The 25,207-nt window shown below is 55.2% G+C and carries 17 protein-coding genes; 10 read left to right on the forward strand and 7 right to left on the reverse strand.

Annotated elements, in window-relative coordinates; all coding sequences use genetic code 11:
- The first annotated feature begins 55 nt into the window (after positions 1 to 55).
- From polB to rluA, 3 genes are all read left to right on the forward strand, one after another.
- On the forward strand, positions 56 to 2,413 hold the full coding sequence (gene polB / locus GM298_RS09320; protein ID WP_266154003.1) for a DNA polymerase II: 2,358 nt from the start codon (positions 56 to 58) through the stop codon (positions 2,411 to 2,413).
- Positions 2,414 to 2,540: 127 nt separating this feature from the next.
- On the forward strand, positions 2,541 to 5,447 hold the full coding sequence (rapA, locus tag GM298_RS09325; protein WP_025758014.1) for an RNA polymerase-associated protein RapA: 2,907 nt from the start codon (positions 2,541 to 2,543) through the stop codon (positions 5,445 to 5,447).
- Positions 5,448 to 5,459: 12 nt separating this feature from the next.
- Entirely contained in the window at positions 5,460 to 6,119 is a 660-nt protein-coding gene (rluA, locus tag GM298_RS09330; RefSeq protein ID WP_047957735.1) for a bifunctional tRNA pseudouridine(32) synthase/23S rRNA pseudouridine(746) synthase RluA, read from the forward strand.
- 27 nt (positions 6,120 to 6,146) lie between these two features.
- Here the strand turns inward: rluA and djlA are convergent, their stop codons facing one another.
- The gene (gene djlA, locus GM298_RS09335) at positions 6,147 to 6,962 is read right to left on the reverse strand and encodes a co-chaperone DjlA (RefSeq protein ID WP_025758016.1); all 816 of its coding nucleotides are present in this window, start codon (positions 6,960 to 6,962) and stop codon (positions 6,147 to 6,149) included.
- A gap of 239 nt (positions 6,963 to 7,201) precedes the next feature.
- Between djlA and lptD the strand changes: the two genes are divergently transcribed.
- The 6 genes from lptD to apaH are packed head-to-tail and all read left to right on the forward strand — an operon-like array spanning position 7,202 to position 13,931.
- The gene (gene lptD / locus GM298_RS09340; RefSeq protein WP_262784198.1) at positions 7,202 to 9,553 is read left to right on the forward strand and encodes an LPS assembly protein LptD; all 2,352 of its coding nucleotides are present in this window, start codon (positions 7,202 to 7,204) and stop codon (positions 9,551 to 9,553) included.
- A 53-nt stretch (positions 9,554 to 9,606) separates the two neighbouring features.
- Complete coding sequence (gene surA, locus GM298_RS09345; protein WP_025758018.1) at positions 9,607 to 10,893, forward strand: peptidylprolyl isomerase SurA; 1,287 nt, start codon at positions 9,607 to 9,609, stop codon at positions 10,891 to 10,893.
- Positions 10,893 to 11,879 carry a 4-hydroxythreonine-4-phosphate dehydrogenase PdxA gene (gene pdxA / locus GM298_RS09350; RefSeq protein ID WP_095449627.1) on the forward strand — a complete coding sequence of 329 codons (987 nt, stop codon included), beginning with the start codon at positions 10,893 to 10,895 and terminating at the stop codon, positions 11,877 to 11,879. The genes surA and pdxA overlap by 1 nt, the downstream gene beginning before the upstream one ends.
- Positions 11,876 to 12,697, forward strand: coding sequence for a 16S rRNA (adenine(1518)-N(6)/adenine(1519)-N(6))-dimethyltransferase RsmA (gene rsmA, locus GM298_RS09355; RefSeq protein WP_025758020.1), 822 nt, complete (start codon positions 11,876 to 11,878; stop codon positions 12,695 to 12,697). The genes pdxA and rsmA overlap by 4 nt, the downstream gene beginning before the upstream one ends.
- Positions 12,698 to 12,700: 3 nt before the next feature.
- On the forward strand, positions 12,701 to 13,078 hold the full coding sequence (apaG, locus tag GM298_RS09360) for a Co2+/Mg2+ efflux protein ApaG (RefSeq protein ID WP_025758021.1): 378 nt from the start codon (positions 12,701 to 12,703) through the stop codon (positions 13,076 to 13,078).
- A gap of 4 nt (positions 13,079 to 13,082) precedes the next feature.
- Complete coding sequence (apaH, locus tag GM298_RS09365; RefSeq protein ID WP_025758022.1) at positions 13,083 to 13,931, forward strand: bis(5'-nucleosyl)-tetraphosphatase (symmetrical) ApaH; 849 nt, start codon at positions 13,083 to 13,085, stop codon at positions 13,929 to 13,931.
- A 39-nt stretch (positions 13,932 to 13,970) separates the two neighbouring features.
- On the opposite strand, the gene folA is transcribed toward apaH, so the two are convergent.
- The 3 genes from folA to kefF all read right to left on the reverse strand — a co-directional run bounded on the left by folA (position 13,971) and on the right by kefF (position 16,953).
- Positions 13,971 to 14,450, reverse strand: a complete 480-nt coding sequence (gene folA / locus GM298_RS09370) for a type 3 dihydrofolate reductase (RefSeq protein ID WP_008502023.1) — start codon at positions 14,448 to 14,450, stop codon at positions 13,971 to 13,973.
- A 114-nt stretch (positions 14,451 to 14,564) separates the two neighbouring features.
- Entirely contained in the window at positions 14,565 to 16,430 is a 1,866-nt protein-coding gene (gene kefC, locus GM298_RS09375; RefSeq protein WP_047957730.1) for a glutathione-regulated potassium-efflux system protein KefC, read from the reverse strand.
- On the reverse strand, positions 16,423 to 16,953 hold the full coding sequence (gene kefF / locus GM298_RS09380; protein ID WP_266154004.1) for a glutathione-regulated potassium-efflux system oxidoreductase KefF: 531 nt from the start codon (positions 16,951 to 16,953) through the stop codon (positions 16,423 to 16,425). The genes kefC and kefF overlap by 8 nt, the downstream gene beginning before the upstream one ends.
- Positions 16,954 to 17,319: 366 nt before the next feature.
- Between kefF and GM298_RS09385 the strand changes: the two genes are divergently transcribed.
- Positions 17,320 to 20,205, forward strand: coding sequence for an autotransporter outer membrane beta-barrel domain-containing protein (locus tag GM298_RS09385; protein WP_266154005.1), 2,886 nt, complete (start codon positions 17,320 to 17,322; stop codon positions 20,203 to 20,205).
- Between the two features lie 48 nt (positions 20,206 to 20,253).
- Here GM298_RS09385 and GM298_RS09390 read toward each other — a convergent pair whose 3' ends face one another.
- The 3 genes from GM298_RS09390 to carA form a co-directional block, all read right to left on the reverse strand.
- Positions 20,254 to 20,487 carry a YgdI/YgdR family lipoprotein gene (locus GM298_RS09390; RefSeq protein WP_266154006.1) on the reverse strand — a complete coding sequence of 78 codons (234 nt, stop codon included), beginning with the start codon at positions 20,485 to 20,487 and terminating at the stop codon, positions 20,254 to 20,256.
- A 139-nt stretch (positions 20,488 to 20,626) separates the two neighbouring features.
- On the reverse strand, positions 20,627 to 23,851 hold the full coding sequence (carB, locus tag GM298_RS09395; protein WP_025758027.1) for a carbamoyl-phosphate synthase large subunit: 3,225 nt from the start codon (positions 23,849 to 23,851) through the stop codon (positions 20,627 to 20,629).
- Between the two features lie 18 nt (positions 23,852 to 23,869).
- Positions 23,870 to 25,018, reverse strand: coding sequence for a glutamine-hydrolyzing carbamoyl-phosphate synthase small subunit (gene carA, locus GM298_RS09400; RefSeq protein ID WP_025758028.1), 1,149 nt, complete (start codon positions 25,016 to 25,018; stop codon positions 23,870 to 23,872).
- Positions 25,019 to 25,207 lie beyond the last annotated feature (189 nt).

The raw sequence follows: 25,207 nt of genomic DNA on the forward strand, positions 1-25,207 counted from the left end.
TAAAACATTCAACCAGGCTATAATCAGGCCTGGTTTTGTTTTATGGGATAACGGCGTGGCGCAGGCGCAAGAAGGCTTTTTACTGACCCGACACTGGCGGGATACCCCTCAGGGTACTGAAGTGGAATTCTGGCTGGCAACGGATAACGGCCCGCTGCAGGTCACGCTGCCCCCGCAGGAGTCCGTCGCGTTTATTCCTGAAGCGCATGTCGGGAAAGTAAAGCAGCTGCTGCGCGGCGAAAACGGCTGGCGTTTGACGCCGCTTGAACTGAAAGACTTCCACCGTCAGCCAGTTTTCGGCCTCTACTGCCGCGCACATCGCCAGCTGATGCGCTATGAAAAACTGCTTCGTGAAGCGGGCGTGACGCTCTACGAAGCCGATATCCGCCCACCTGAACGCTTTCTGATGGAGCGGTTTATTACCGCTCCCGTCTGGGTCGATGGCTCATTGCAAAACGGCAAAATTAGCAACGCGCGCCTGAAGCCGAACCCGCACTACCGCCCGCCACTAAAATGGGTGTCGCTGGACATTGAAACCACCCGCCACGGTGAACTGTACTGCATCGGTCTTGAAGGCTGCGGCGATCGCGTCGTCTATATGCTTGGGCCGCCGAACGGTGATGCCTCCGCGCTGGATTTCCGGCTTGAGTATGTTAACAGCCGGCCACAGCTGCTGGAGAAGCTCAACCAATGGTTTAACGACTACGATCCCGACGTCCTGATCGGCTGGAACGTGGTGCAGTTCGACCTGCGCGTACTGCAAAAACACGCCGAGCGGTATCGCATCCCGCTGATGCTCGGGCGCGGCAACAGCGAGCTGGAGTGGCGCGAACACGGTTTTAAAAACGGCGTCTTCTTCGCCCAGGCGACTGGCCGCCTGATTATCGACGGCATTGAGGCGCTGAAATCCGCCTTCTGGAACTTCTCTTCCTTCTCCCTTGAAGCGGTCGCACAGGAGCTGCTTGGCGAGGGCAAATCCATTGACAACCCCTGGGACAGAATGGATGAGATTGACCGGCGCTTTAACGAAGATAAACCGGCGCTCGCCACCTATAACCTGAAAGATTGCGAGCTGGTCACGCAGATTTTCCACAAAACCGAGATTATGCCGTTTTTGCTGGAGCGTGCGACGGTGAACGGTCTTGCGGCTGACAGGCACGGCGGCTCCGTGGCGGCCTTTAGCCACCTCTACTTCCCCCGGATGCACCGGGCAGGCTATGTCGCCCCTAACCTCGGCGAGGTGCCGCCGCAGGCCAGCCCTGGCGGCTACGTTATGGATTCCAGGCCAGGACTGTATGACTCCGTGCTGGTCCTCGATTACAAAAGCCTCTATCCGTCGATTATCCGCACCTTTCTGATCGATCCCGTCGGGTTGATTGAGGGCATGGCCCAGCCGGATGATGAACACAGCACAGAAGGCTTCCTCGGCGCCCGCTTCTCGCGGGAAAAACACTGCCTGCCTGACATTGTGGGAAATATCTGGCACGGCCGCGACGAGGCAAAGCGCCACGGCAACAAGCCACTCTCACAGGCGCTGAAAATCATCATGAATGCCTTTTACGGGGTACTGGGCACCAGCGCCTGTCGCTTCTTCGACCCACGGCTGGCCTCCTCGATCACCATGCGCGGGCACGAGATTATGCGCCAGACAAAAGCGCTGATTGAATCTCAGGGCTATGACGTCATCTACGGCGACACGGACTCCACCTTCGTGTGGCTTAAGGGCGTGCATTCAAAAGAGGATGCCGCGCGCATCGGCAAAACGCTGGTCGAATTCGTGAACGGCTGGTGGCAGGAGCATTTGCAAAAAGCGCGGCTAACCAGCGCGCTGGAGCTGGAATTTGAAACCCATTTCGCCCGCTTTTTAATGCCCACGATTCGCGGGACCGAGCAGGGCAGCAAGAAACGCTACGCCGGACTGATTCAGGAAGGCGACGCGCAGCGGATGGTCTTTAAAGGGCTGGAGACTGTGCGTACCGACTGGACGCCCCTGGCGCAGCAGTTCCAGCAAACACTCTATCTGCGGGTGTTTCGCAATGAGCCCTATCAGGATTACGTGCGCGAGACGATAGCCAGCCTGATGGCGGGTGAGCTTGACGCACAGCTGGTCTATCGCAAGCGCCTGCGCCGCCCGCTCGCAGAGTACCAGCGTAACGTCCCTCCCCACGTTCGCGCCGCGCGGCTGGCGGATGAAGAAAACGTGCGCCGGGGTCGTGCGCCGCAGTATCAGAACCGGGGAACCATTAAATATGTCTGGACGATTAACGGCCCGGAACCCGTGGATTATCAACACTCTCCTCTGGATTACGATCACTATCTGACGCGTCAGCTTCAGCCCGTCGCAGACGGAATTTTGCCCTTCATCGACGACGATTTTGCTACACTGGTTACAGGGCAACTTGGCCTATTTTGACGCGTGACGAAATGGCTGCCATCCAGTACCATAGCGCCCTTTCCATTCCCGGACCCATTTTTCGATGACCGTCTTTTTTGACGGGGTCGAACTATTGCCTGCAATTAAAGATTAGAGCCGAACAACTATGCCTTTTACACTTGGTCAACGCTGGATCAGCGATACAGAAAGCGAACTTGGATTGGGAACCGTCGTTGCTGTCGATGCGCGTATGGTTACCCTCCTCTTCCCCGCCACTGGTGAAAACCGCCTGTACGCTCGCAATGACTCCCCTGTGACCCGCGTAATGTTTAATCCGGGTGACACCGTGACCAGCCATGATGGCTGGCAGCTCAAGATTGAAGACGTAAAAGAAGAGAATGGACTGCTCGCCTACATTGGCACTCGCCTGGATACCGACGAGACCAATGTCGTCCTGCGTGAAGTGCTGCTCGACAGCAAACTGGTTTTCAGCAAACCGCAGGATCGCCTGTTTGCCGGGCAAATCGATCGAATGGACCGCTTCTCACTGCGCTATCGCGCACGTAAGTTCCAGAGTGAACAATACCGTATGCCGTGGAGCGGCCTGCGTGGCCAGCGCACCAGCCTGATCCCCCACCAGCTGAACATCGCCCATGATGTAGGCCGTCGTCACGCCCCGCGCGTGCTGCTGGCAGATGAAGTGGGCCTGGGTAAGACCATTGAAGCAGGTATGATCCTGCATCAGCAGCTGCTTTCCGGCGCCGCCGAGCGCGTGCTGATTGTGGTTCCTGAAACCCTGCAGCACCAGTGGCTGGTCGAAATGCTGCGTCGCTTTAACCTGCGCTTCTCCCTGTTTGATGACGAGCGCTATGCCGAAGCCCAGCACGACGCGGATAACCCGTTCGAAACGGAACAACTGGTGATCTGCTCCCTGGACTTCGTACGCCGCAGCAAGCAGCGTCTTGAGCACCTGTGTGATGCCGAATGGGATCTGATGGTGGTCGATGAAGCGCACCATCTGGTCTGGAGCGAAGAGGCACCGAGCCGCGAATATTTGGCTATTGAGCAGCTTGCCGAGCGCGTGCCTGGCGTCCTGCTGCTGACCGCAACGCCGGAACAGCTGGGTCTGGAAAGCCACTTCGCCCGTCTGCGTCTGCTCGACCCTAACCGTTTCCACGATTTTGCGCAGTTCGTCGAAGAACAAAATAACTACCGTCCGGTCGCGGATGCCGTCGCCCTGCTGCTGGCGGGCAAGCGTCTCTCTAATGACGAACTTAATACCCTGAGCGATCTGATTGGCGAGCAGGACATTGAGCCGCTGCTGCAGGCTGCCAACAGTGAAAGCGATAACGCAGAATCCGCGCGTAAAGAGCTGATCGACATGCTGATGGACCGCCACGGCACCAGCCGCGTGCTGTTCCGTAACACCCGTAACGGTGTGAAAGGGTTCCCGAAACGCGAACTGCATACCATAAAGCTGCCGCTGCCGACGCAGTATCAGACGGCGATAAAAGTCTCCGGCATCATGGGCGCACGCAAAACCCAGGAAGAGCGTGCCCGTGACATGCTCTATCCGGAACAAATCTACCAGGAATTCGAAGGTGATACCGGCACCTGGTGGAACTTCGATCCGCGCGTGGAGTGGCTGATGGGCTACCTGACCGCCCACCGTTCCCAGAAAGTGCTGGTGATCTGTGCCAAAGCGGCGACTGCGCTACAGCTGGAACAGGTTCTGCGTGAACGCGAAGGTATCCGCGCCGCCGTGTTCCACGAAGGCATGTCCATCGTTGAACGCGACCGCGCCGCGGCGTGGTTTGCCGAAGAGGACAGCGGCGCTCAGGTGATGCTGTGCTCTGAAATCGGTTCTGAAGGCCGTAACTTCCAGTTCGCCAGCAACCTGGTCATGTTCGATCTGCCGTTCAACCCGGATCTGCTGGAACAGCGTATCGGCCGTCTCGATCGTATCGGCCAGGCGCATGATATTCAGATCCATGTCCCTTATCTGGAAAAAACCGCCCAGTCCGTGCTGGTACGCTGGTTCCACGAAGGTCTGGATGCGTTTGAACATACCTGCCCGACGGGCCGCACGATTTACGATCAGGTGCATGGCGATCTGATCGGCTATCTTGCCGCACCGGAAAACGTGGACGGGTTCGATGAGCTGATCGCTTCCTGCCGTGAGAAACACGAGGCGCTGAAAGCGCAGCTGGAACAGGGCCGCGACCGTTTGCTGGAGATCCACTCCAACGGCGGTGAAAAAGCGCAGGCGCTTGCCGAGAGCATTGAAGAGCAGGATGATGACACCAGTCTGATCAGCTTCTCCATGAATCTGTTCGACATCGTGGGCATTAACCAGGACGATCGCGGCGAGAACCTGATTGTCCTGACCCCGTCCGATCACATGCTGGTTCCGGATTTCCCGGGCCTGCCAGAAGATGGCTGCACCATCACCTTCGAGCGTGATGTGGCGCTCTCCCGTGAAGACGCTCAGTTCATCACCTGGGAACACCCGCTGATCCGCAACGGCCTGGACCTGATCCTGTCCGGCGATACCGGCAGCAGCACCATCTCCCTGTTGAAAAATAAGGCGCTGCCTGTCGGCACCCTGCTGCTGGAGCTGATTTATGTTGTGGAAGCGCAAGCGCCGAAACAGCTGCAGCTCAACCGCTTCCTGCCGCCAACGCCTGTCCGTCTGCTGCTGGACAAAAACGGCACTAATCTGGCAGGACAGGTTGAATTTGAGAGCTTCAACCGCCAGCTGAGCGCGGTGAACCGCCATACGGGCAGCAAACTGGTTAACGCGGTACAGCAAGATGTGCACGCCATTCTCCAGCTGGGTGAAACCCAGATTGAAAAATCGGCCCGAGCGCTGATTGATGCCGCGCGCAATGAAGCCGACGAGAAACTGTCTGCGGAGCTGTCACGTCTGGAAGCGTTAAAAGCGGTTAACCCCAACATCCGTGACGACGAACTGACGGCGATTGAAAGCAACCGTCAGCAGGTGCTGGAAAGCCTGAATCAGGCGAGCTGGCGTCTGGACGCCCTGCGTCTTATCGTTGTGACGCATCAGTAAACGGAGCGCAAGATGGTGATGGAGCCGTACAATCCGCCGCAGGATCCCTGGCTGGTCATTCTGTATCAGGATGAGCATATTATGGTGGTCAACAAGCCCAGCGGCCTGTTGTCCGTGCCGGGGCGTCTGGATGAGCACAAAGACAGCGTGATGACGCGTATTCAGCGTGATTATCCTCAGGCGGAGTCCGTCCATCGCCTGGACATGGCCACCAGCGGCGTGATTGTGGTGGCGCTGAATAAAGCCGCGGAGCGCGAGTTAAAACGCCAGTTCCGCGAGCGTGAGCCGAAGAAGCAGTATGTCGCCCGCGTCTGGGGCCATCCTGCGCAGGCGGAAGGGCTGGTGGATTTACCCCTGATTTGCGACTGGCCGAACCGGCCAAAGCAGAAGGTGTGCTATGAAACCGGCAAGGCCGCGCAGACCGAGTATGAAGTGCTGGAGTACGCGACGGATAACACCGCGCGCGTCCTGCTTAAACCGATTACCGGACGTTCACATCAGCTGCGCGTGCATATGCTGGCCCTGGGACATCCGATTCTGGGCGACCGGTTTTACGCCCCGCCTGAGGCGCTGGCGTTAGCGCCACGTCTTCAGCTCCATGCGCAGACGCTCACCATCACCCATCCGGCCTTCGGTAACGCGATGACGTTTAAAGCCCCGGTGGACTTCTAAAAAAAGCCCGACATCGTCGGGCTTTTTTTATTTGAAACCTTTCTTCTCTTTAATGAGCTCGTAGGCCTTCTGGATTTCCTGCGCTTTTTGCTTCGCCATCTCCATCATCTCCGGCGGTAAGCCTTTCGCAACCAGCTTGTCCGGGTGATGTTCACTCATCAGCTTGCGATAGGCACGTTTAATAGTGGTGACATCATCCGTGGGCTTCACGCCAAGTACGTTGCAGGCATCTTCCAGCGTCGGGCCACGCTGCGCCTGCTGCCAGGTGCCGCCAGACGACTGCTGGTGATAACCGCCGCCAAACTGTGCCCCGCCCTGCATCATGCGCAGGAACTGGTCGAACTGCATACGGGAGATACCCAGCTCTTCCGCAATGACGTACAGCACGTCGCGTTCATTGGGGTGCAGGGAACCGTCGGCGAAGGCCGCCTGAATCTGGATTTCCAGAAACATCCGAATTAAATCAAAGCGACCAAAGCAGATGCTGCGGAACTGACGCATTTTTTCACGCAGCGGATAGTTGTCCGATTTGCCGATGCGAAACGCATTTTGCGCTGCCAGACGGGAGTCACCATGCAGGTTCATGCGATCCATAAAGACGCTGGCAATCTGAATATCGGCTTCTGTCACACGTCCTTTGGATTTGGTTAAGTGCCCCATGACCTCAAAGGTGGTGGAGAAAAAGAGCGACTGACGCTCGCGCTGATTGGCAAACCAGGCCATTTTGCGGCTGCGCGCCTTATCAAACATATGCCCGATAATCAGCCCAAGCACGATTCCCCAGAACCCGGCACCCATGATGATGGCGAACGCAACGCCGATTATTTTACCCCAATACTGCATATACTCCCCGGATAGTCATATTCCTTGCCGACGCAACGTCATCATCACTGTGTTCAAGTCACGGTCAATTGAAGGACATCGCCTATAATTTGCTTTATCATACTCGTCATTCGATAGCGAGCCTAACACTCTGGCACGCAAACAGGCAGGATTAACGCTGGTACTGCGCAGATGAGTAAGATAGTCTCTGAGCGTTTGTAAGCCGTAGCCACTGATGACGGAACAATAAAATACAACGTATGAAAAAACGTATCCCCACCCTCCTGGCCACAATGATTGGCTCCGCCCTGTACAGTCAACAGGGGCTGGCGGCCGATCTCGCCTCGCAATGTATGCTTGGCGTCCCAAGCTATAATCGTCCACTGGTGAAGGGCGATACAAATAGCTTGCCGGTAACCATTACTGCCGACAGTACGAAAGGTACCTATCCTGACAATGCCACGTTTACGGGCAATGTGGATATTAACCAGGGCAACAGCCGCCTGCAGGCAGATGAAGTGCAGTTGCACCAGAAGCAGCCGGAAGGTGCGGCCGAGCCGGTACGAACGGTGGATGCGCTGGGTAATGTGCACTATGACGACAATCAGGTCATCCTGAAAGGTCCGAAAGCCTGGTCAAACCTGAACACCAAAGACACTAACGTCTGGGAAGGTGATTACCAGATGGTGGGTCGTCAGGGGCGTGGTAATGCAGACCTGATGAAACAGCGCGGTGAAAACCGTTATACGATCCTGGAAAATGGCTCCTTTACCTCCTGTCTGCCGGGTTCTAATACCTGGAGCGTGGTCGGAAGCGAGGTTATCCACGACCGTGAAGAGCAGGTCGCAGAGATCTGGAATGCCCGCTTCAAGCTGGGTCCGGTGCCCGTTTTCTACAGCCCTTATCTGCAGCTTCCTGTCGGCGACAAACGTCGCTCAGGCTTCCTGATCCCGAATGCCAAATACAGCACCTCAAACTATTTTGAGTTCTACCTGCCGTATTACTGGAACATCGCGCCCAACATGGACGCGACCATCACGCCGCACTATATCCATAAGCGCGGCAACGTCATGTGGGAGAACGAGTTCCGCTACCTGACCCAGGCGGGTGCAGGCCTGATGGAGCTCGATTATCTGCCGTCAGATAAAGTCTTCCAGGATGAGCATCCGACTGAAGGGGACAAACACCGTTGGTTGTACTACTGGCGCCATGCGGGTGTGATGGATCAGGTCTGGCGTTTTAACGTCGACTACACCAAGGTCAGCGATCCTTACTACTTCAACGACTTTGACTCCAAATACGGTTCAAGTACCGATGGTTATGCGACGCAGAAATTCAGCGTTGGCTATGCTATTCAAAACTTTAACGCCACAGTCTCAACGAAACAGTTCCAGGTCTTTAGTACCCAGACGCGAAGCACTTACGGCGCAGAGCCGCAGCTGGATGTGAACTGGTATCAGAACGATGTTGGGCCATTTGACACCCGCGTTTACGCGCAGGCGGTCCATTTCGTGAATACCAACTCGGATATGCCGGAAGCCACGCGTATTCACCTGGAGCCGACCATCAACCTGCCGTGGTCTAACGACTGGGCAAGCCTGAACACAGAAGCCAAGCTGATGGCGACACACTATCAGCAGAAAAATGTGGATGATTACAACGCCAGTAACAACACCGATCTTCAGGAATCGGTTAACCGTACCCTTCCGCAATTTAAAATGGACGGTAAGCTGATCTTTGAACGTGATATGGGGTTACTGGCTGATGGCTATACGCAAACGCTGGAACCGCGGATGCAGTATCTCTACGTGCCGTATCGCGACCAGAGCAAAATCCAGAACTACGACTCGTCCTTCCTGCAGTCTGACTACAGCGGCCTGTTCCGTGACCGTACCTACGGCGGTCTTGACCGTATTGCCTCCGCTAACCAGTTAACGACCGGTGTCACAACGCGCGTATATGATGACGCTGCCGTTGAACGTTTTAACGTTTCTGTTGGTCAAATCTACTATTTCACCGAGTCTCGCACCGGTGATGACAACATTAACTGGGAGAAAGACAACAAGACCGGTTCCCTGGTCTGGGCGGGCGATACCTACTGGCGCATGACGGACCGCTGGGGCTTACGCGGTGGGCTGCAGTACGATACGCGTCTCGACAACATTGCGACCAGCAGTGCGGCAATTGAGTACCGTCGTGATGAAGACCGTATGGTGCAGCTGACGTACCGTTATGCCAGCCCGGAATATATCCAGGCGACATTGCCAGACTATGCGAACAGAGAACAGTATAAAGACGGTATTTCGCAGGTCGGTGGCGCAGCAAGCTGGCCTATCGCCGACCGTTGGTCAATCGTAGGTGCTTACTACTTTGACACCAATACCAGTAAGCCTGCCGACCAGATGGTCGGTTTGCAATATAACTCCTGCTGCTACGCGCTGCGCGTCGGTTACGAACGTAAGCTTAACGGCTGGAATACTGACAACAATCAGAGCAAATACGATAACGTGATTGGCTTCAATGTCGAACTGCGCGGCCTGAGCTCCAACTATGGCCTGGGCACGCAGCAGATGCTGCGCTCGAACATTCTGCCTTACCGCAGTTCCTTGTAATGTGCTTGATTTGCAACGTAATCCGCTTTGCGGTTAATTGAAATGGAAAAAGTATGAAGAACTGGAAAACGCTGCTGCTCGGTGTCGCTTTGGTTGCGAATACCAGCTTCGCGGCCCCCCAGGTTGTTGATAAAGTCGCCGCTGTGGTTAACAACGGCGTTGTACTCGAAAGTGACGTTGACGGTCTGATGAAATCGGTGAAGCTCAATTCCGGCGAAGCAGGTCAGCAGCTGCCGGATGACGCCACATTGCGCCACCAGATCCTGGAGCGTCTGATCATGGATCAGATCGTTTTGCAGATGGGTCAGAAAATGGGCGTGAAGGTCACTGACGAGCAACTCGATCAGGCCATCGCTAACATCGCGAAGCAGAACAATATGTCTTTAGACCAGATGCGCAGCCGTCTGGCCTATGACGGTATCAGCTATGCCACCTACCGTAACCAGATCCGTAAAGAGATGCTGATTTCGGAAGTGCGTAACAATGAAGTGCGCCGCCGCGTCACGATCCTGCCGCAGGAAGTGGACGCGCTGGCAAAACAGGTGGGCAACCAGAATGACGCCAGTACAGAGCTGAACCTGAGCCACATTCTGATCCCGCTTCCTGAGAATCCAACCTCCGACCAGGCTGCAGAAGCCGAAAGCCAGGCGCGTTCCATTGTAGAGCAGGCGCGTAATGGCGGTGACTTCGGCAAGCTGGCCATTACCTACTCCGCTGACCAGCAGGCGCTGAAAGGCGGCCAGATGGGCTGGGGTCGTATTCAGGAGCTGCCTTCCATCTTCGCTCAGGCACTGAGCACCGCGAAGAAAGGTGATATCGTCGGTCCAATCCGTTCAGGTGTGGGCTTCCATATTCTGAAAGTGAACGATCTGCGTGGACAGAGCCAGAGTATTTCCGTCACCGAAGTGCATGCTCGCCACATTCTTCTGAAACCGTCACCGATCATGACTGACGATCAGGCACGTGCAAAGCTTGAGCAGATTGCTGCTGACATTAAGAGCGGTAAAACCTCGTTTGCAAATGCGGCAAAAGAGTTTTCTCAGGATCCCGGCTCTGCTAACCAGGGCGGCGATTTGGGTTGGGCGGCTGCAGATATTTACGATCCTGCGTTCCGTGATGCCCTGATGAAGCTGAACAAAGGCCAGATCAGTGCGCCAGTACACTCTTCATTTGGCTGGCACCTTATCGAGCTGATGGACACCCGTAACGTGGATAAAACCGATGCGGCGCAGAAAGACAGAGCCTACCGTATGCTGTTTAACCGTAAGTTCTCTGAAGAAGCGGCAACCTGGATGCAGGAACAACGCGCCAGCGCTTACGTAAAAATTCTGAGCAACTAATGAAACAGCATCGTGTTGTGATCACGCCCGGCGAACCCGCCGGGATTGGACCTGACCTCGTCGTTCAGCTTGCCCAGCGCAACTGGCCGGTGGAGCTGGTCGTCTGCGCTGATGCAACACTGTTACAAGACCGGGCAACGCTGCTCGGTCTGCCTTTAACGCTCATCCCCTACGTTGAAGGTCAACAGCCTGCACCACAGCAAGCCGGTACGCTCACGCTCCTTCCTGTTCCCCTGCGAACGCCTGTTATTCCGGGCCAGCTCAGCACGGAAAACGGCCACTATGTCGTTGAAACGCTTGCGCGCGCCTGCGACGGTTGTCTGAAGGGTGAATTTGCCGCCCTGATTACCGGCCCGGTCCACAAAGGCGTCATTAACGAAGCGGGTATTCCTTTTACCGGGCATACGGAGTTTTTTGAAGAGCGCTCGCACAGCCCGAAAGTCGTCATGATGCTGGCAACGGAGGCGATGCGTGTTGCGCTTGTCACAACCCATCTGCCCATCAGGGCCATTCCGGATGCCATTACCCCGGAACTGCTGCGGGAGATCATCGGGATCCTGCATCATGATCTGCAAACCAAATTCGGCATCAAGCAGCCGCACGTTCTGGTCTGCGGCCTGAATCCGCACGCCGGCGAAGGCGGGCATATGGGTACCGAAGAGATCGACACCATTATTCCGGTCCTTGAAGAAATGCGCGCAAAAGGGATGCACTTAAGCGGGCCGCTGCCTGCTGATACCCTTTTCCAGCCGAAATACCTGGATAATGCCGACGCCGTGCTCGCGATGTACCACGATCAAGGCCTGCCCGTGCTAAAATACCAGGGCTTTGGCCGCGGGGTGAATATCACTCTCGGTTTACCCTTTATTCGAACGTCCGTTGACCACGGTACTGCGCTGGATCTGGCAGGCCAGGGGAAAGCGGATGTCGGCAGTTTTATTACGGCGCTTAATCTCGCCATCAAAATGATTGTTAATACTCAATGACTAATCGAGTCCATCAGGGCCACTTAGCCCGTAAACGTTTCGGGCAAAACTTCCTTAACGATCAGTTCGTGATCGAAAGCATTGTCTCGGCTATTAACCCGCAAAAAGGTCAGGCGATGGTCGAAATCGGCCCGGGCCTTGCCGCGCTGACCGAGCCGGTCGGCGAACGCCTTGACGCACTGACCGTCATCGAACTGGACCGCGATCTGGCCGCACGCCTGCAAACGCACCCGTTCCTCGGGCCGAAGCTGACCATTTATCAGCAGGATGCCATGACCATGAACTTTGGCGAGCTGTCGGAGAAAATGGGTCAGCCACTGCGCGTGTTCGGCAACCTGCCGTACAACATTTCCACCCCGCTGATGTTCCACCTGTTTAGCTATACTGATGCCATTGCCGACATGCACTTCATGTTGCAAAAAGAGGTTGTGAACCGTCTGGTTGCAGGCCCGAACAGTAAAGCGTATGGTCGTTTAAGCGTGATGGCGCAATATTACTGCAACGTGATCCCGGTTCTCGAAGTTCCGCCATCCGCCTTTACGCCACCACCGAAAGTGGATTCTGCGGTTGTACGCCTGGTGCCGCATAAAACGAAACCGTACCCGGTAAAAGATCTGCGTGTACTGAGCCGCATCACCACAGAAGCCTTTAATCAGCGCCGGAAAACGATCCGCAACAGTCTGAGCAATTCGTTCACCGTTGAGGTGTTAGCGGAACTGGGGATCGACCCGGCAATGCGTGCGGAAAACATTTCCGTAGAGCAGTACTGCAAGCTGGCTAATTACATCAGCGAAAATGCGCCGCCGAAGGAGAGTTAAGCCATGATTGATTCGCCCCGCGTATGTGTCCATGTACAAAGCGTCTATGTTGAATCGCAATCCTCGCCGGATGAAGAACGTTTTGTCTTTGCTTACACTGTGACCATTCGTAATCTGGGGCGGGTGCCTGTGCAGCTGCGTGGGCGCTACTGGCTTATTACCAACGGCAATGGCCGCGAAATCGAAGTTCAGGGAGAGGGTGTGGTCGGTGAACAACCCCACATCGCCCCTGGTGAAGAGTATCAGTACACCAGCGGTGCAGTGATTGAAACGCCGATGGGTACCATGCAAGGCCATTATGAAATGGTCGACGTCGATGGCAATGGATTCCGCGTTGCCATTCCTGTGTTCCGTCTCGCCGTTACAACACTCATTCATTAATCTAATGTCTACATATCTGATTGGCGACGTTCACGGTTGCTACGATGAACTGATCGCATTATTAAAACAGGTCGACTTTACGCCAGGGCAGGACACGCTCTGGCTGACGGGCGATCTGGTCGCGCGTGGCCCTGGCTCACTGGAGGTTCTGCGCTTCGTAAAATCACTCGGCGACAGTGTACGCATGGTGCTGGGCAATCACGATCTGCATCTGCTGGCGGTCTTCGCCGGGATCAGTCGCAACAAGCCTAAAGATCGCCTCACTCCGCTGCTGGATGCGCCGGACGCCGACGATCTGATTAACTGGCTGCGCCGTCAGCCCTTGCTGCAGATCGACGAAGAGAAAAAGCTGGTCATGGCGCATGCCGGGATCACGCCACAATGGGATCTGGAGACGGCGAAAACCTGTGCGCGTGACGTGGAGGCGGTGCTGGCGAGCGACTCCTATCCTTTCTTCCTTGATGCCATGTACGGCGATATGCCGAACCACTGGAGCGAGGATCTCAGCGGCCTGGCTCGTCTGCGCTTTATCACCAACGCCTTCACCCGGATGCGTTTCTGCTTCCCGAACGGGCAGCTGGACATGTATTCCAAAGAGACGCCGGAAAGCGCGCCAGCCCCGCTCAAGCCGTGGTTTGCCATTCCGGGGCCGGTGACAAGCGAGTACAGCGTGGTATTTGGTCACTGGGCGGCACTGGAAGGAAAAGGGACACCGGAGGGGATCTACGGTCTGGATACCGGATGCTGCTGGGGCGGAGAGTTAACCTGCCTGCGCTGGGAAGATAAAGCTTACTTTGTTCAGCCATCCAACCGACAGCTGGACTTAGGGGAAGACGAGGCCGTTGCCTCCTGATACGTCATTCCCTCTCCCAACCGGGAGAGGGTAAATCATTTAACGACGTTCCAGAATCTCGAAGCAGTAGCTGTGGGAGTTCTGAGCATCCGCGTCGTGGAATTCGCTGAATACTGATTCCCACTCGTCCGGATCGTAGTCCGGGAAATGGGTATCCCCTTCCACTTCGGCATCAATGTGGGTCAGATATAGCTTCTGCGCTTTTGGCAGGAACTGTTCATATACACGCCCACCGCCAATCACCATGATCTCTTCGGCATTGCCACACGCAGCAATCGCCTCGTCGACAGATTTTACCCATTCGACGCGATCGTCAGTGCCTGGCTGGCTACTGATAACGATATTCTTCCGGCCCGGCAATGGACGACCAATCGACTCCCAGGTCAGGCGGCCCATCACTACCGGCTTGTTTAACGTAGTACGTTTAAACCATGCAAGATCGGCAGGCAGGTTCCACGGCATGGCATTTTCCATACCGATAACGCGGTCCACCGCCAGCGCTGCAATCAGACTGATCATTGAAAATTTCCCGGATGCAAAAAATTGCCGCCACTATACGGAAAGCTTAATCTTTCGTCGACTGGCGGCAGGGTAAAGATAAAGAAATTTTTTATTATTGCTGGCAACTCCACTTCACGCGGAAGGTTTACTCTCAGGCTCATCAGCCGGATCGCCGGTATGCTTGCCCTCTTCCGTGCCCTGCCAGCCGTGACGCTGGATCAGCGACAGATGATTGCGGTCCTCATTAATGATTTCCGTCAGCATCGCACTGGTGCGTTTGAACACGGCCGCGCGCTCCGTGGCCGAGCTGCCAGCCATTGCCGCCATCTCTTCCACCATCCCGGTATTAAAGCGGCGGAACAGGTCTGCACGCTCGCGCGCTTCATATGCGCCGAGCCCCAGATTTTCCAGCGCCATACGGCCAGATTTCAGCGCACCTTCAAATGTTTCACGCTCCGGTGCTTCTACCCCCGCCTGCCGCAGCCGGATATAGTGATCCACATCGCGGGCGCGGGAGATAATGGTCAGCGCCGGGAAATGTTCTTTGACCAGTTCCACCATCTGCATGCTGGTTTCCGGATCGTCAATGGCGTTAATCAATACCTCGGCTTTTGCTGCGCCAGCAGATTCCAGCAGATCGACGCGCGTTGCGTCGCCGTAAAAGACTTTCATGTCGAACTTACGCAGGGTATCGACATGGTCGGGGTCGTGATCGAGGATGACCATTTTCACGCCGCTCGACAGCAGTAAACGGCCCACGATCTGCCCATAGCGACCAAATCCGGCGATGATCACGCGCGGCTGCTCCTCGTCGATCTCATCAGCTTCGCGCTCCTGTTCGCTGCCCGATTTTTCCAGGCGCGTCAGTACAACCAGCAGAACGGGCGTCGCCGCCATCGACAGGGCGACCGCCAGCGTCAGGGCTTTCGCCCACTCCGGATCGAGAACATTTGCCATCTGCGCTGCGCCGAAGACCACGAACGCAAATTCGCTCCCCTGCCCCAGCAGAACCGCAAACCAGCTGCGCTGCTTATTCGGCACCTTCAGCGGACGCGCAATCAGCCACAGCATCGCCATTTTAATGACCAGGAAGCCAACAAGCAGGATGACAATACGCAGCGGGTGCGTCACCAGCGTGCCGAAGTCAACGGACATCCCCACGCCGATGAAAAACAGCCCCAGCAGCAACCCTTTGAACGGCTCGATATCGCTTTCCAGCGCGTGACGATATTCAGAACTCGCCAGCAGAACGCCGGCAAGGAACGCCCCCATCGCCATCGACAGCCCGGCCTCTTCCAGCAGCAGACCAAAGCCAAACACCAGGAACAGCGCCACGGCACTGAACACTTCGCGCAAACCGGAGCGGGCAACAAACCGCAGCAGCGGACGGGTGACATAGCGTCCAAGCAGAACCACCAGCGCCAGTGCCCCCACCACTTTCAGTGCGGACAGCGCGAAAGCGCCCAGCGTCGTCGAGGACCCACTGGCCGCCAGCAACGGGATCATCGCCACCAGCGGAATAGCGGCAATGTCCTGGAACAGCAGCACTGAGAACGCACTGCGCCCCATCTGCGAAACCGTCAAATTACGCTCGTTCATCGCCTGCATGGCAATCGCCGTTGAGGAGAGCGCCAGCGTCATGCCGATAAGCTCTGCCACTTTCCAGTCCATTCCCAACAGGATACAGAACCCACCCAGCAGCAGGCCGCAGGCCACCATTTGCAACGCCCCGCCACCAAATACCGAAGCGCGAAGTTTCCACAGGCGCTGCGGATCGAGTTCCAGGCCAATCACAAAGAGCATCAGCACGACGCCAATCTCAGCGAAGTGGAGAATCGCCTCGGCATCCGTCACCAGACGAAAGCCCCACGGACCAATGACGCAGCCCGCAATCAGGTAGCCAAGAACAGAACCCAGCCCCAGGCGTACCGCGACGGGCACAATCAGCGCCGCCGCGCCGAGGTAAATCAGCGCCTGTATTAGCGTATGGCTATCCATGATGCGTCTCCTGCCATTCAAGTAAGCGTTGTTTATAATGACGAGCCTGCGCCTGCAGCGTTTCATCATCGCAGACAAACGTACAGTGCATCGCAAATGGCGGGAGCCAGTTCAGACCACAGTAGAGCGCCGTCGCCTGCAGCGGCTGCGCCAGGACGTCAAACCCCGGGAAGGCGCCAATATCAAAATGGCTTTCCCCGCCGCCGGTGGTGACCGCCCACATCAGGCTTTTCCCTTTTAGCGCATGGCCATTGTGGCCATACGCCCAGCCGTGGGAGAACACCTTATCAATCCACAGTTTCAGAAGCGGGGGCGTGCTGTACCACTGCATGGGATGCTGCCAGACGATCAGATCGGCACGGGAAAGTGCCTCCTGCTCGGCGGCGATATCGATATTAAAATCGGGATAGAGTTGATACAGGGAACGTATCTCTACGTTATCAAGCGTCCTTACCTGCTCAAGCATCCGCTTATTCGCATGCGAGTGTTGCGGATAAGGATGGGCGTAAATTATCAGAATCATCAATGGGCCTGCGTTGACTGGCTTATCTCTCTTGTAGGTGTGAGTGTAGACAGTTAACCAGCCTGCTGAAAGTGTTGATTGGCATCGCAGATGCAAAACGCAAGTATTGCTACTCACGGCGCCCCATTCACATGATTATGCCAGCACTTATCTGAACAGCGTTAATCTTATTAATCTCACCAATAAATGACTCTTTTTCATTTGCACATATGAAATATTAAGAATAATTAAAATCGCATTTTAATAAATAGATGTATACATAACCCATTGAAAATATAATAATTTAACCCCTTTCCGAATAACAACTCTCTTTAAAAGAGAACATACTTCTTTGTTCTTCAACTTTCATTTTAAATGGATGTGAATATGAGTGACAAACACCACATATTAAACAGGACAACCCAATTACTGGGAAAGTTATTTCCCGTCCTGTTAGTTTTTACGCCAATAATAAGCCAAGCAGCAACCATTGATCAGTCGACTTCAGTCCCGCAAGATTTTTCCTCAGAATCTGAATATATCATTAATAAAAACGTCACGATTTCCTCTCTCGATAATGTTGCCGCAGTAACTGTTTCTGGTATGGACGTTACTTCTGTCACCAATAAAGGAAAAATCACCGCAAAAGCGGACGGACTTGATATTAATACTAACGCACAGCGTGTTGTGATTAACAACGAGGAGGGGGCAACTATTTCCTCAACAACCGCAAACGCAGTGAACATTCAATCCATGCAGGGCGAACTCAATAACAATGGAAGTATCATTGGTTTTGAAAATGGTATTTATATTGATGAAGAGTCCTCAGCAGTAAATATTTCAAACAGCGCAACAGGCCTTATTGAAGGCAAGACGGGTATGCTGGTGAATATCGGCACACCCATTAACAACGAGGGTTCTATCAAAGGCACTCAAAATGATGGAATTGCCCTAAGTGACGGAAACTCGAAAATTATCAATAGTGGTATTATTGATGGTTATCAGAATGGTATTAACGTCATGGGCTCATCCAAAATTGAGATCATTAATACTGGTTCAATTGGCGGCGGTAGTACTGCAATCCTGTTCGCCAGCAACAAACATAATACACTGACGCTTAATACAGGATCGTCACTGTCAGGTGATGTCATTTCTACCCTCTCAAAAGGGAACATCCTAAGGCTGGTGGGAACCGGCGCCGAGGACAGCAATTTTATTGGGCTAAACGAAGGTGACGGTTTCGCTTCTCTTGCTATGGACGGGGAAGACTGGACGCTCACTGGTGATGTCGACATTATCGGCACGGGTGATTCACTGCAGGTCAATAGCGGCAATCTGACCCTGGCCGGAACCGTCGCAAATGCGGGGAACACGCTGGTCGCTGAAAATGCGGTTCTGCAGTTGGGTAATGGCGAAAGCGTCGCAAACCTGAGTGGAGGACTCACGAATAACGGCTCGGTTATCTTCAACCAGGGTGATAATTTCACCTTCACCACTAACATGACCGGCAGCGGGAGTGTTGAAAAAAGGGATTCGCATACGCTGACGTTGACCGGTAACAACAGCTATAGCGGTGATACTACCCTGTATAGCGGCACCACGCTGGTCGCGTCCGGTGCGACCCTGGGCGTTGAAAACAGTCATGCCACGGTGACCGTGCAGAGCGGAGCCAGGTTTGCCACAGCCGGGACGGTATACGATAACATCACTATTCTTAGCGGCGGCACGCTGGCTGCATGGAATGCCATTCAGGGCAACCCGACATTGCGCAACTCGGGCGCGGATACCATCAACGGCAACGTGACCAACAGCGGTACGCTTTTACTGAGCGCAGCGGATAATTCAGTCGGCAATGACTTTACCATCAATGGAGATTATACCGGCACTGCGGGGAGCCAAATCGTATTGAACAGCACGCTGGGCGCGGATGATGCACCTACCGATCATCTTACGATTACGGGCAGCAGCTTTGGGCAGTCAGGCGTTACTGTCTCCAATATGGGTGGGTTAGGCGCTCAAACGGTCAATGGCATGGAAATTGTCAGCGTGAGTGGAAGCTCTGAAGCTCAGCTGACGCTTGCCAAACCCGTCGTTGCCGGCGCGTGGGAATATAATCTTTATCAACACAGTAATGGCAACTGGTATCTGGAATCGAAGGCTTCACCCTCCGACGATCCGGCTGACGATCCCGATAACGGAGATAACGGAGATAACGGAGATAACGGTGGCAATGGTGACAACGGCGACAATGGTGGCAACGGTGACAACGGCGACAACGGCGGCAATGGTGACAATGGCGGTAACGGAGACAACGGCGGTAATGGCAGCAACAATAACCCTGAAGTCATGGCTCCGGAAGTCGGCGCATATTTAGGCAACTACCTTGCTGCTCAAAGCATGTTCCTCCACAAGCGCGACGATCGCGATCAAATCACCTTCCGCAATGAAGATAACCTCAATACCTGGATGTACGTTAAGGGCCGCTATCATGAAAACGACGCAGGTGGCGACAGAGTCAATTATGACACCACCACTACCGTGCTTCAGATAGGCAGCGATTTCATGAGCAAGCCACTGGATAACGGTATCCTGCGGGCGGGCGGCATGTTTGGTGCTGGTCAGGCAAAAACCCACTCGGAGGCCAGACACAATGTGCGTGATGCGCAGGGTAAAGTCGACGGCTTCAATGCAGGTTTATACGCCACCTGGCAGGAAGATCAGAACTTACGCCTTGGCAGCTACATTGATACCTGGGCCGCCTATAGCTGGTACAACAATAAAGTGACCAGCAACCGTAATGACGAAGTTTACGACAGTGAAGGTTTCGCTGCCTCTGTCGAAGTGGGTCATGCGTGGGTGATTAATTCAGAAAATGAGCGCACCTGGAAAATCGAACCTCAGGCGCAGATCGTTTACAGCTACCTTGATCAGGAAAACCATACCGACCGTGACGGCGTCCGGGTGACAACCCTGGACAACGACGGTCTGTTTGGTCGTCTGGGCGTCAAATCAAGCTACTTCCAGCAGAAGGATGTCAAAGCCTGGCAGCCGTACGTTGCCGTGAACTGGCTGAAAGGCGCGGGTCAAAACGATCTGGCGTTTAACGGTGAAACTGTCAGCAACGACACGCCGGAAGACCGTGGCCAGCTAGAGCTGGGCGTTACCGGGAATTTGAACGAGACTACCACCGTTTCTCTGCGGGCCAGCGGCGAATGGGGTGAAAACAGTTATGCTGCCTATGGCGGTCATATCCTGTTGAACCACCGCTGGTAAGCGTTCCGGAAAGGCTAAAAGCCGTGGCAAATGCCACGGCTTTTTTTATTAGTTATCCAGCTCGCCCATGGATTTCACCTGGTCACGGTTAATCTGCTCGGTTTGACCGGTTTCGGCGTTTTTGTACGACACCAGACCGGTATCGTCATCCACCTTCGGTTTGCCGTCGGTGACAATGGTTTTGCCATCGGTCGTTTTTACAGCCTGGTTGGATGAACAGCCCGCAACGGTGAACAATGTTGTGGCAGACAGAAGAGACGCGATCAGTAATTTATTTTGCATGGTGTTTTCCCCTGCTCTCAGTTGAATTTCGTTATCGACCTAACAATTTTAGGCTAACTGACTGAATGCGGATGGAAAACCAGAAGGTTCTGAAGAGAGGGAGAGTGCCCGGCAACGCTACGCCGCCGGGCATGTGAACTTACTTATTAATCTGCGCGTGCATTTCCTGAACCGAAATCACCTTCTCGGTGGCATCCGCATTCAGCGCCATAGCCGTCGCGAAACCGCCGTTCAGGGTGGTGTCGTAGTGCACTTTATACTGCAGCGCGCTGCGGCGAATCAGCTTGGAGTCTTCAATCGCCTGGCGGCCCGCAGTGGTGTTGATGATGTAGGTATATTCGCCATTCTTGATGCGATCCTGAATGTGCGGACGACCTTCATGCACCTTGTTCACCAGACGCGGGTTGATACCGGCTTCACCCAGCACAATCGCCGTACCGTGAGTGGCATCCAGCTCGAAGCCCTGCTTAAGCAGCTTGGCAGCCAGGTCAACCACGCGCTCTTTATCGCCTTCGCGAACGGAGAGCAGCGCACGGCCAGATTTCTTCATGGTGGAGTTACTGCCCAGCTGCGCCTTCGCGAATGCTTCAGCAAAGGTGCGGCCCACGCCCATCACTTCCCCGGTAGAGCGCATCTCTGGCCCTAACAGCGGGTCAACGCCCGGGAATTTGTTGAATGGCAGCACCACTTCTTTCACCGAGTAGTACGGCGGAATGATCTCTTTGGTTACGCCCTGCTGAGCCAGCGTCTGGCCCGCCATCACGCGTGCCGCCACTTTCGCCAGCGGAATACCCGTGGCTTTGGAGACGAACGGGACGGTACGCGCCGCACGCGGGTTCACTTCAATCAGGTAGACTTCGTTGTCTTTCACCGCAAACTGAACGTTCATCAGACCACGAACCTGCAACTCGAAGGCCAGCTTCTGCACCTGCTGGCGCATCACGTCCTGAATTTCCTGACTCAGCGTGTACGCTGGCAGAGAACAGGCAGAGTCGCCGGAGTGTACGCCCGCCTGCTCGATGTGCTCCATGATGCCGCCAATCAGCACCATTTCGCCGTCGCAGATAGCGTCAACGTCCACTTCTACCGCATCGTCGAGGAAACGGTCGAGCAGAACTGGCGCATCGTTGGAAACGCTCACCGCCGTCTGGAAGTAGCGACGCAGGTCTGCTTCGTCATAGACGATTTCCATCGCGCGGCCGCCCAGTACGTAGGAAGGACGAACCACCAGCGGATAGCCAATCTCTTTCGCCTTCTCAACAGCCTGTTCAATGGCCGTTACGGTGGCGTTCGCCGGCTGCTTCAGCTTCAGACGATCAACCGCCTGCTGGAAACGCTCGCGGTCTTCCGCACGGTCAATCGCGTCCGGGCTGGTACCGATAACCGGTACGCCAGCGGCTTCCAGGGCACGCGCCAGCTTCAGCGGGGTCTGGCCACCGTACTGCACGATAACGCCTTTTGGCTTCTCGATACGCACGATTTCCAGCACGTCTTCCAGGGTAACGGGCTCGAAGTAGAGGCGATCAGAAGTGTCATAGTCGGTAGAGACCGTTTCCGGGTTACAGTTAACCATGATGGTCTCATAACCGTCTTCGCGCAGCGCCAGCGAAGCGTGCACGCAGCAGTAGTCAAACTCGATGCCCTGGCCGATACGGTTTGGACCACCGCCCAGCACCATAATCTTGTCGCGGTCAACGGACGGGTTCGCTTCGCACTCGTCTTCATAGGTGGAGTACATGTACGCGGTGTCGGTCGAGAATTCCGCCGCACAGGTATCCACACGCTTGTAGACAGGGTGCAGGTCATACTGGTCACGGAGCTTACGGATTTCCGCTTCACGTACGCCCGCCAGTTTTGCCAGACGCGCATCGGCGAAGCCTTTACGCTTCAGCATGCGCAGGAAGTCCGCATCCAGACCGTTGATGCCCAGCTCTGCTACTTTCTCTTCGAGACGTACCAGCTCTTCAATCTGCACCAGGAACCAGCGGTCAATGTTGGTCAGGTTGAATACGCCGTCGACGGAGAGGCCTGCACGGAAGGCATCGGCGATGTACCAGATACGCTCCGCGCCCGCGTCTTTCAGCTCGCGGCGGATTTTGGTCAGTGCTTCCGGGTCGTCCAGGCTCACTTTCGGATCGAAACCGGTCGCACCCACTTCCAGGCCGCGCAGCGCTTTCTGCAGGGACTCCTGCTGCGTGCGGCCAATCGCCATCACTTCACCGACAGATTTCATCTGGGTGGTCAGACGGTCGTTCGCGCCGGCGAATTTCTCGAAGTTGAAGCGAGGAATTTTGGTCACAACGTAGTCGATGGACGGTTCGAAGGACGCAGGCGTGCGGCCACCGGTGATGTCGTTCATCAGCTCGTCAAGGGTATACCCCACCGCCAGCTTCGCTGCTACTTTGGCAATCGGGAAGCCGGTCGCTTTGGAGGCCAGCGCGGAAGAACGGGACACGCGCGGGTTCATTTCGATAACGATCAGACGGCCGGTTTTCGGGTTCACAGAGAACTGCACGTTTGAGCCGCCGGTTTCCACGCCGATTTCACGCAGTACCGCCATCGAGGCGTTACGCATGATCTGATACTCTTTATCGGTCAGCGTCTGGGCTGGCGCAACGGTGATGGAGTCACCGGTGTGGATCCCCATCGCATCGAAGTTTTCGATGGAGCAGACGATGATGCAGTTGTCGTTTTTATCACGCACCACTTCCATCTCGTACTCTTTCCAGCCAATCAGCGATTCATCAATCAGCAGCTCTTTGGTTGGAGAGAGATCCAGACCGCGTTCGCAAATCTCTTCGAACTCTTCGCGGTTGTAGGCGATACCGCCGCCGGTGCCACCCATGGTGAAGGATGGACGGATGATGCACGGATAACCCACTTCAGCCGCGACGGCCAGCGCCTCTTCCATATTGTGAGCAATACCGGAACGCGCGGTGTCGAGGCCGATTTTCTTCATCGCCACGTCGAAACGGCGACGATCTTCAGCTTTATCAATCGCGTCGGCGGTCGCGCCAATCATGGTTACACCGAACTCGGCCAGCACGCCCTGACGCTCCAGCTCCAGCGCACAGTTCAGCGCCGTCTGGCCACCCATGGTTGGCAGCACCGCATCCGGGCGCTCTTTTTCAATAATTTTACGTACCACTTCCCAGTGAATCGGCTCGATGTAGGTTGCATCCGCCATTTCCGGGTCGGTCATGATGGTAGCCGGGTTCGAGTTCACCAGGATAACGCGGTAACCCTCTTCACGCAGGGCTTTACATGCCTGCGCACCGGAGTAGTCGAATTCGCAGGCCTGGCCGATGACGATCGGGCCAGCGCCAAGGATCAGGATGCTTTTTATGTCTGTACGTTTTGGCATTGTCTTCTCGGCTCCTGATTATTTAGCGGTCTTACGGTATTGCTCGATAAGTTCGATGAAGTGATCGAACAGCGGCGCGGCATCGTGTGGGCCCGGACTGGCTTCCGGGTGGCCCTGGAAGCTGAACGCTGGCTTATCGGTACGATGGATACCCTGCAGGGTGCCATCGAACAGTGACTTATGGGTCACGCGCAGGTTAGCCGGCATCGACGCTTCATCGACGGCGAAACCGTGGTTCTGCGCGGTAATCATCACCGTGTTGTTATCAATGTCTTTCACCGGGTGGTTACCACCGTGGTGACCGAACTTCATCTTGATGGTGTTCGCACCGCTCGCCAGCGCCAGCAGCTGATGGCCGAGGCAGATACCGAATACCGGGATGTCTGTTTCCAGGAAGGACTTGATGGCATTGATGGCGTAGTCACAAGGTGCCGGGTCGCCTGGACCGTTAGAGAGGAAGATGCCGTCCGGATTCATTTTCAGCACCTCTTCAGCGGACGTTTTCGCCGGCACCACCGTCAGGCGGCAGCCGCGGTCAACCAGCATGCGCAGGATGTTGCGCTTGGCGCCGAAATCGTAAGCCACCACGTGGAACGGCAGCTCGCTCTCTTTTTTCGCTTCCGGCAGGTCGCCTTCGAGCGTCCAGCTCCCCTGCGTCCAGCTGTAGGCTTCAGCTGTGGTCACTTCTTTTGCCAGGTCCATGCCGTTCAGGCCCGGGAAGGCTTTCGCTTTTTCCAGCGCCAGAGCCGCATCCAGGTTATCCCCTGCGATGATACAGCCGTTTTGTGCACCCTTCTCGCGCAGCAGACGCGTTAACTTACGGGTATCAATATCGGCAATCGCCACGATGTTATGGCGCTTCAGGTAAGAAGAGAGGTCTTCAGTGTTGCGGAAGTTGCTGGCAATCAGCGGCAGGTCACGAATGACCAGACCTTGCGCATGTACCTGAGAGGACTCTTCGTCAGCCGCATTGGTGCCGACATTGCCGATATGAGGATAAGTAAGAGTAACGATTTGGCGAGAATAGGAAGGATCAGTGAGGATTTCTTGATAACCGGTCATTGAAGTATTGAAAACGACTTCCCCAACCGCCGAACCCGTTGCCCCTATGGCCCGACCGATAAACTGGGTTCCGTCTTCCAGAACCAATAGCGCTGACTTAATCAAAACACCCTCCAGAGAATATTCACTCACTTTATTTGCATATTAATTCATAACCATGTCATGGATCAATGCAAATGTGTTGCCAGCGGATTTTTGGCAAACGGCGGCATTCTGGAGATTTGGTCGGTAAAAGTCAACTTAAAACGGATATTTTGTTTACTCTTTTGCAGGCCTGAAAGGCGGAATGCAGCT

Source organism: Enterobacter sp. HSTU-ASh6 (genome assembly GCF_026319105.1).
In the GTDB taxonomy this organism is placed as follows: Bacteria; Pseudomonadota; Gammaproteobacteria; order Enterobacterales; family Enterobacteriaceae; genus Enterobacter; species Enterobacter sichuanensis.

Bases quoted from the DNA above. Each gene is read 5' to 3' on its own strand.
- rapA (WP_025758014.1), top strand. From the start codon at position 2,541: ATGCCTTTTACACTTGGTCAACGCTGGATCAGCGATACAGAAAGCGAA.
- rluA (WP_047957735.1), top strand. From the start codon at position 5,460: ATGGTGATGGAGCCGTACAATCCGCCGCAGGATCCCTGGCTGGTCATT.
- djlA (WP_025758016.1), bottom strand. From the start codon at position 6,962: ATGCAGTATTGGGGTAAAATAATCGGCGTTGCGTTCGCCATCATCATG.
- lptD (WP_262784198.1), top strand. From the start codon at position 7,202: ATGAAAAAACGTATCCCCACCCTCCTGGCCACAATGATTGGCTCCGCC.
- surA (WP_025758018.1), top strand. From the start codon at position 9,607: ATGAAGAACTGGAAAACGCTGCTGCTCGGTGTCGCTTTGGTTGCGAAT.
- pdxA (WP_095449627.1), top strand. From the start codon at position 10,893: ATGAAACAGCATCGTGTTGTGATCACGCCCGGCGAACCCGCCGGGATT.
- rsmA (WP_025758020.1), top strand. From the start codon at position 11,876: ATGACTAATCGAGTCCATCAGGGCCACTTAGCCCGTAAACGTTTCGGG.
- apaG (WP_025758021.1), top strand. From the start codon at position 12,701: ATGATTGATTCGCCCCGCGTATGTGTCCATGTACAAAGCGTCTATGTT.
- apaH (WP_025758022.1), top strand. From the start codon at position 13,083: ATGTCTACATATCTGATTGGCGACGTTCACGGTTGCTACGATGAACTG.
- folA (WP_008502023.1), bottom strand. From the start codon at position 14,450: ATGATCAGTCTGATTGCAGCGCTGGCGGTGGACCGCGTTATCGGTATG.
- kefC (WP_047957730.1), bottom strand. From the start codon at position 16,430: ATGGATAGCCATACGCTAATACAGGCGCTGATTTACCTCGGCGCGGCG.
- kefF (WP_266154004.1), bottom strand. From the start codon at position 16,953: ATGATTCTGATAATTTACGCCCATCCTTATCCGCAACACTCGCATGCG.
- GM298_RS09385 (WP_266154005.1), top strand. From the start codon at position 17,320: ATGAGTGACAAACACCACATATTAAACAGGACAACCCAATTACTGGGA.
- GM298_RS09390 (WP_266154006.1), bottom strand. From the start codon at position 20,487: ATGCAAAATAAATTACTGATCGCGTCTCTTCTGTCTGCCACAACATTG.
- carB (WP_025758027.1), bottom strand. From the start codon at position 23,851: ATGCCAAAACGTACAGACATAAAAAGCATCCTGATCCTTGGCGCTGGC.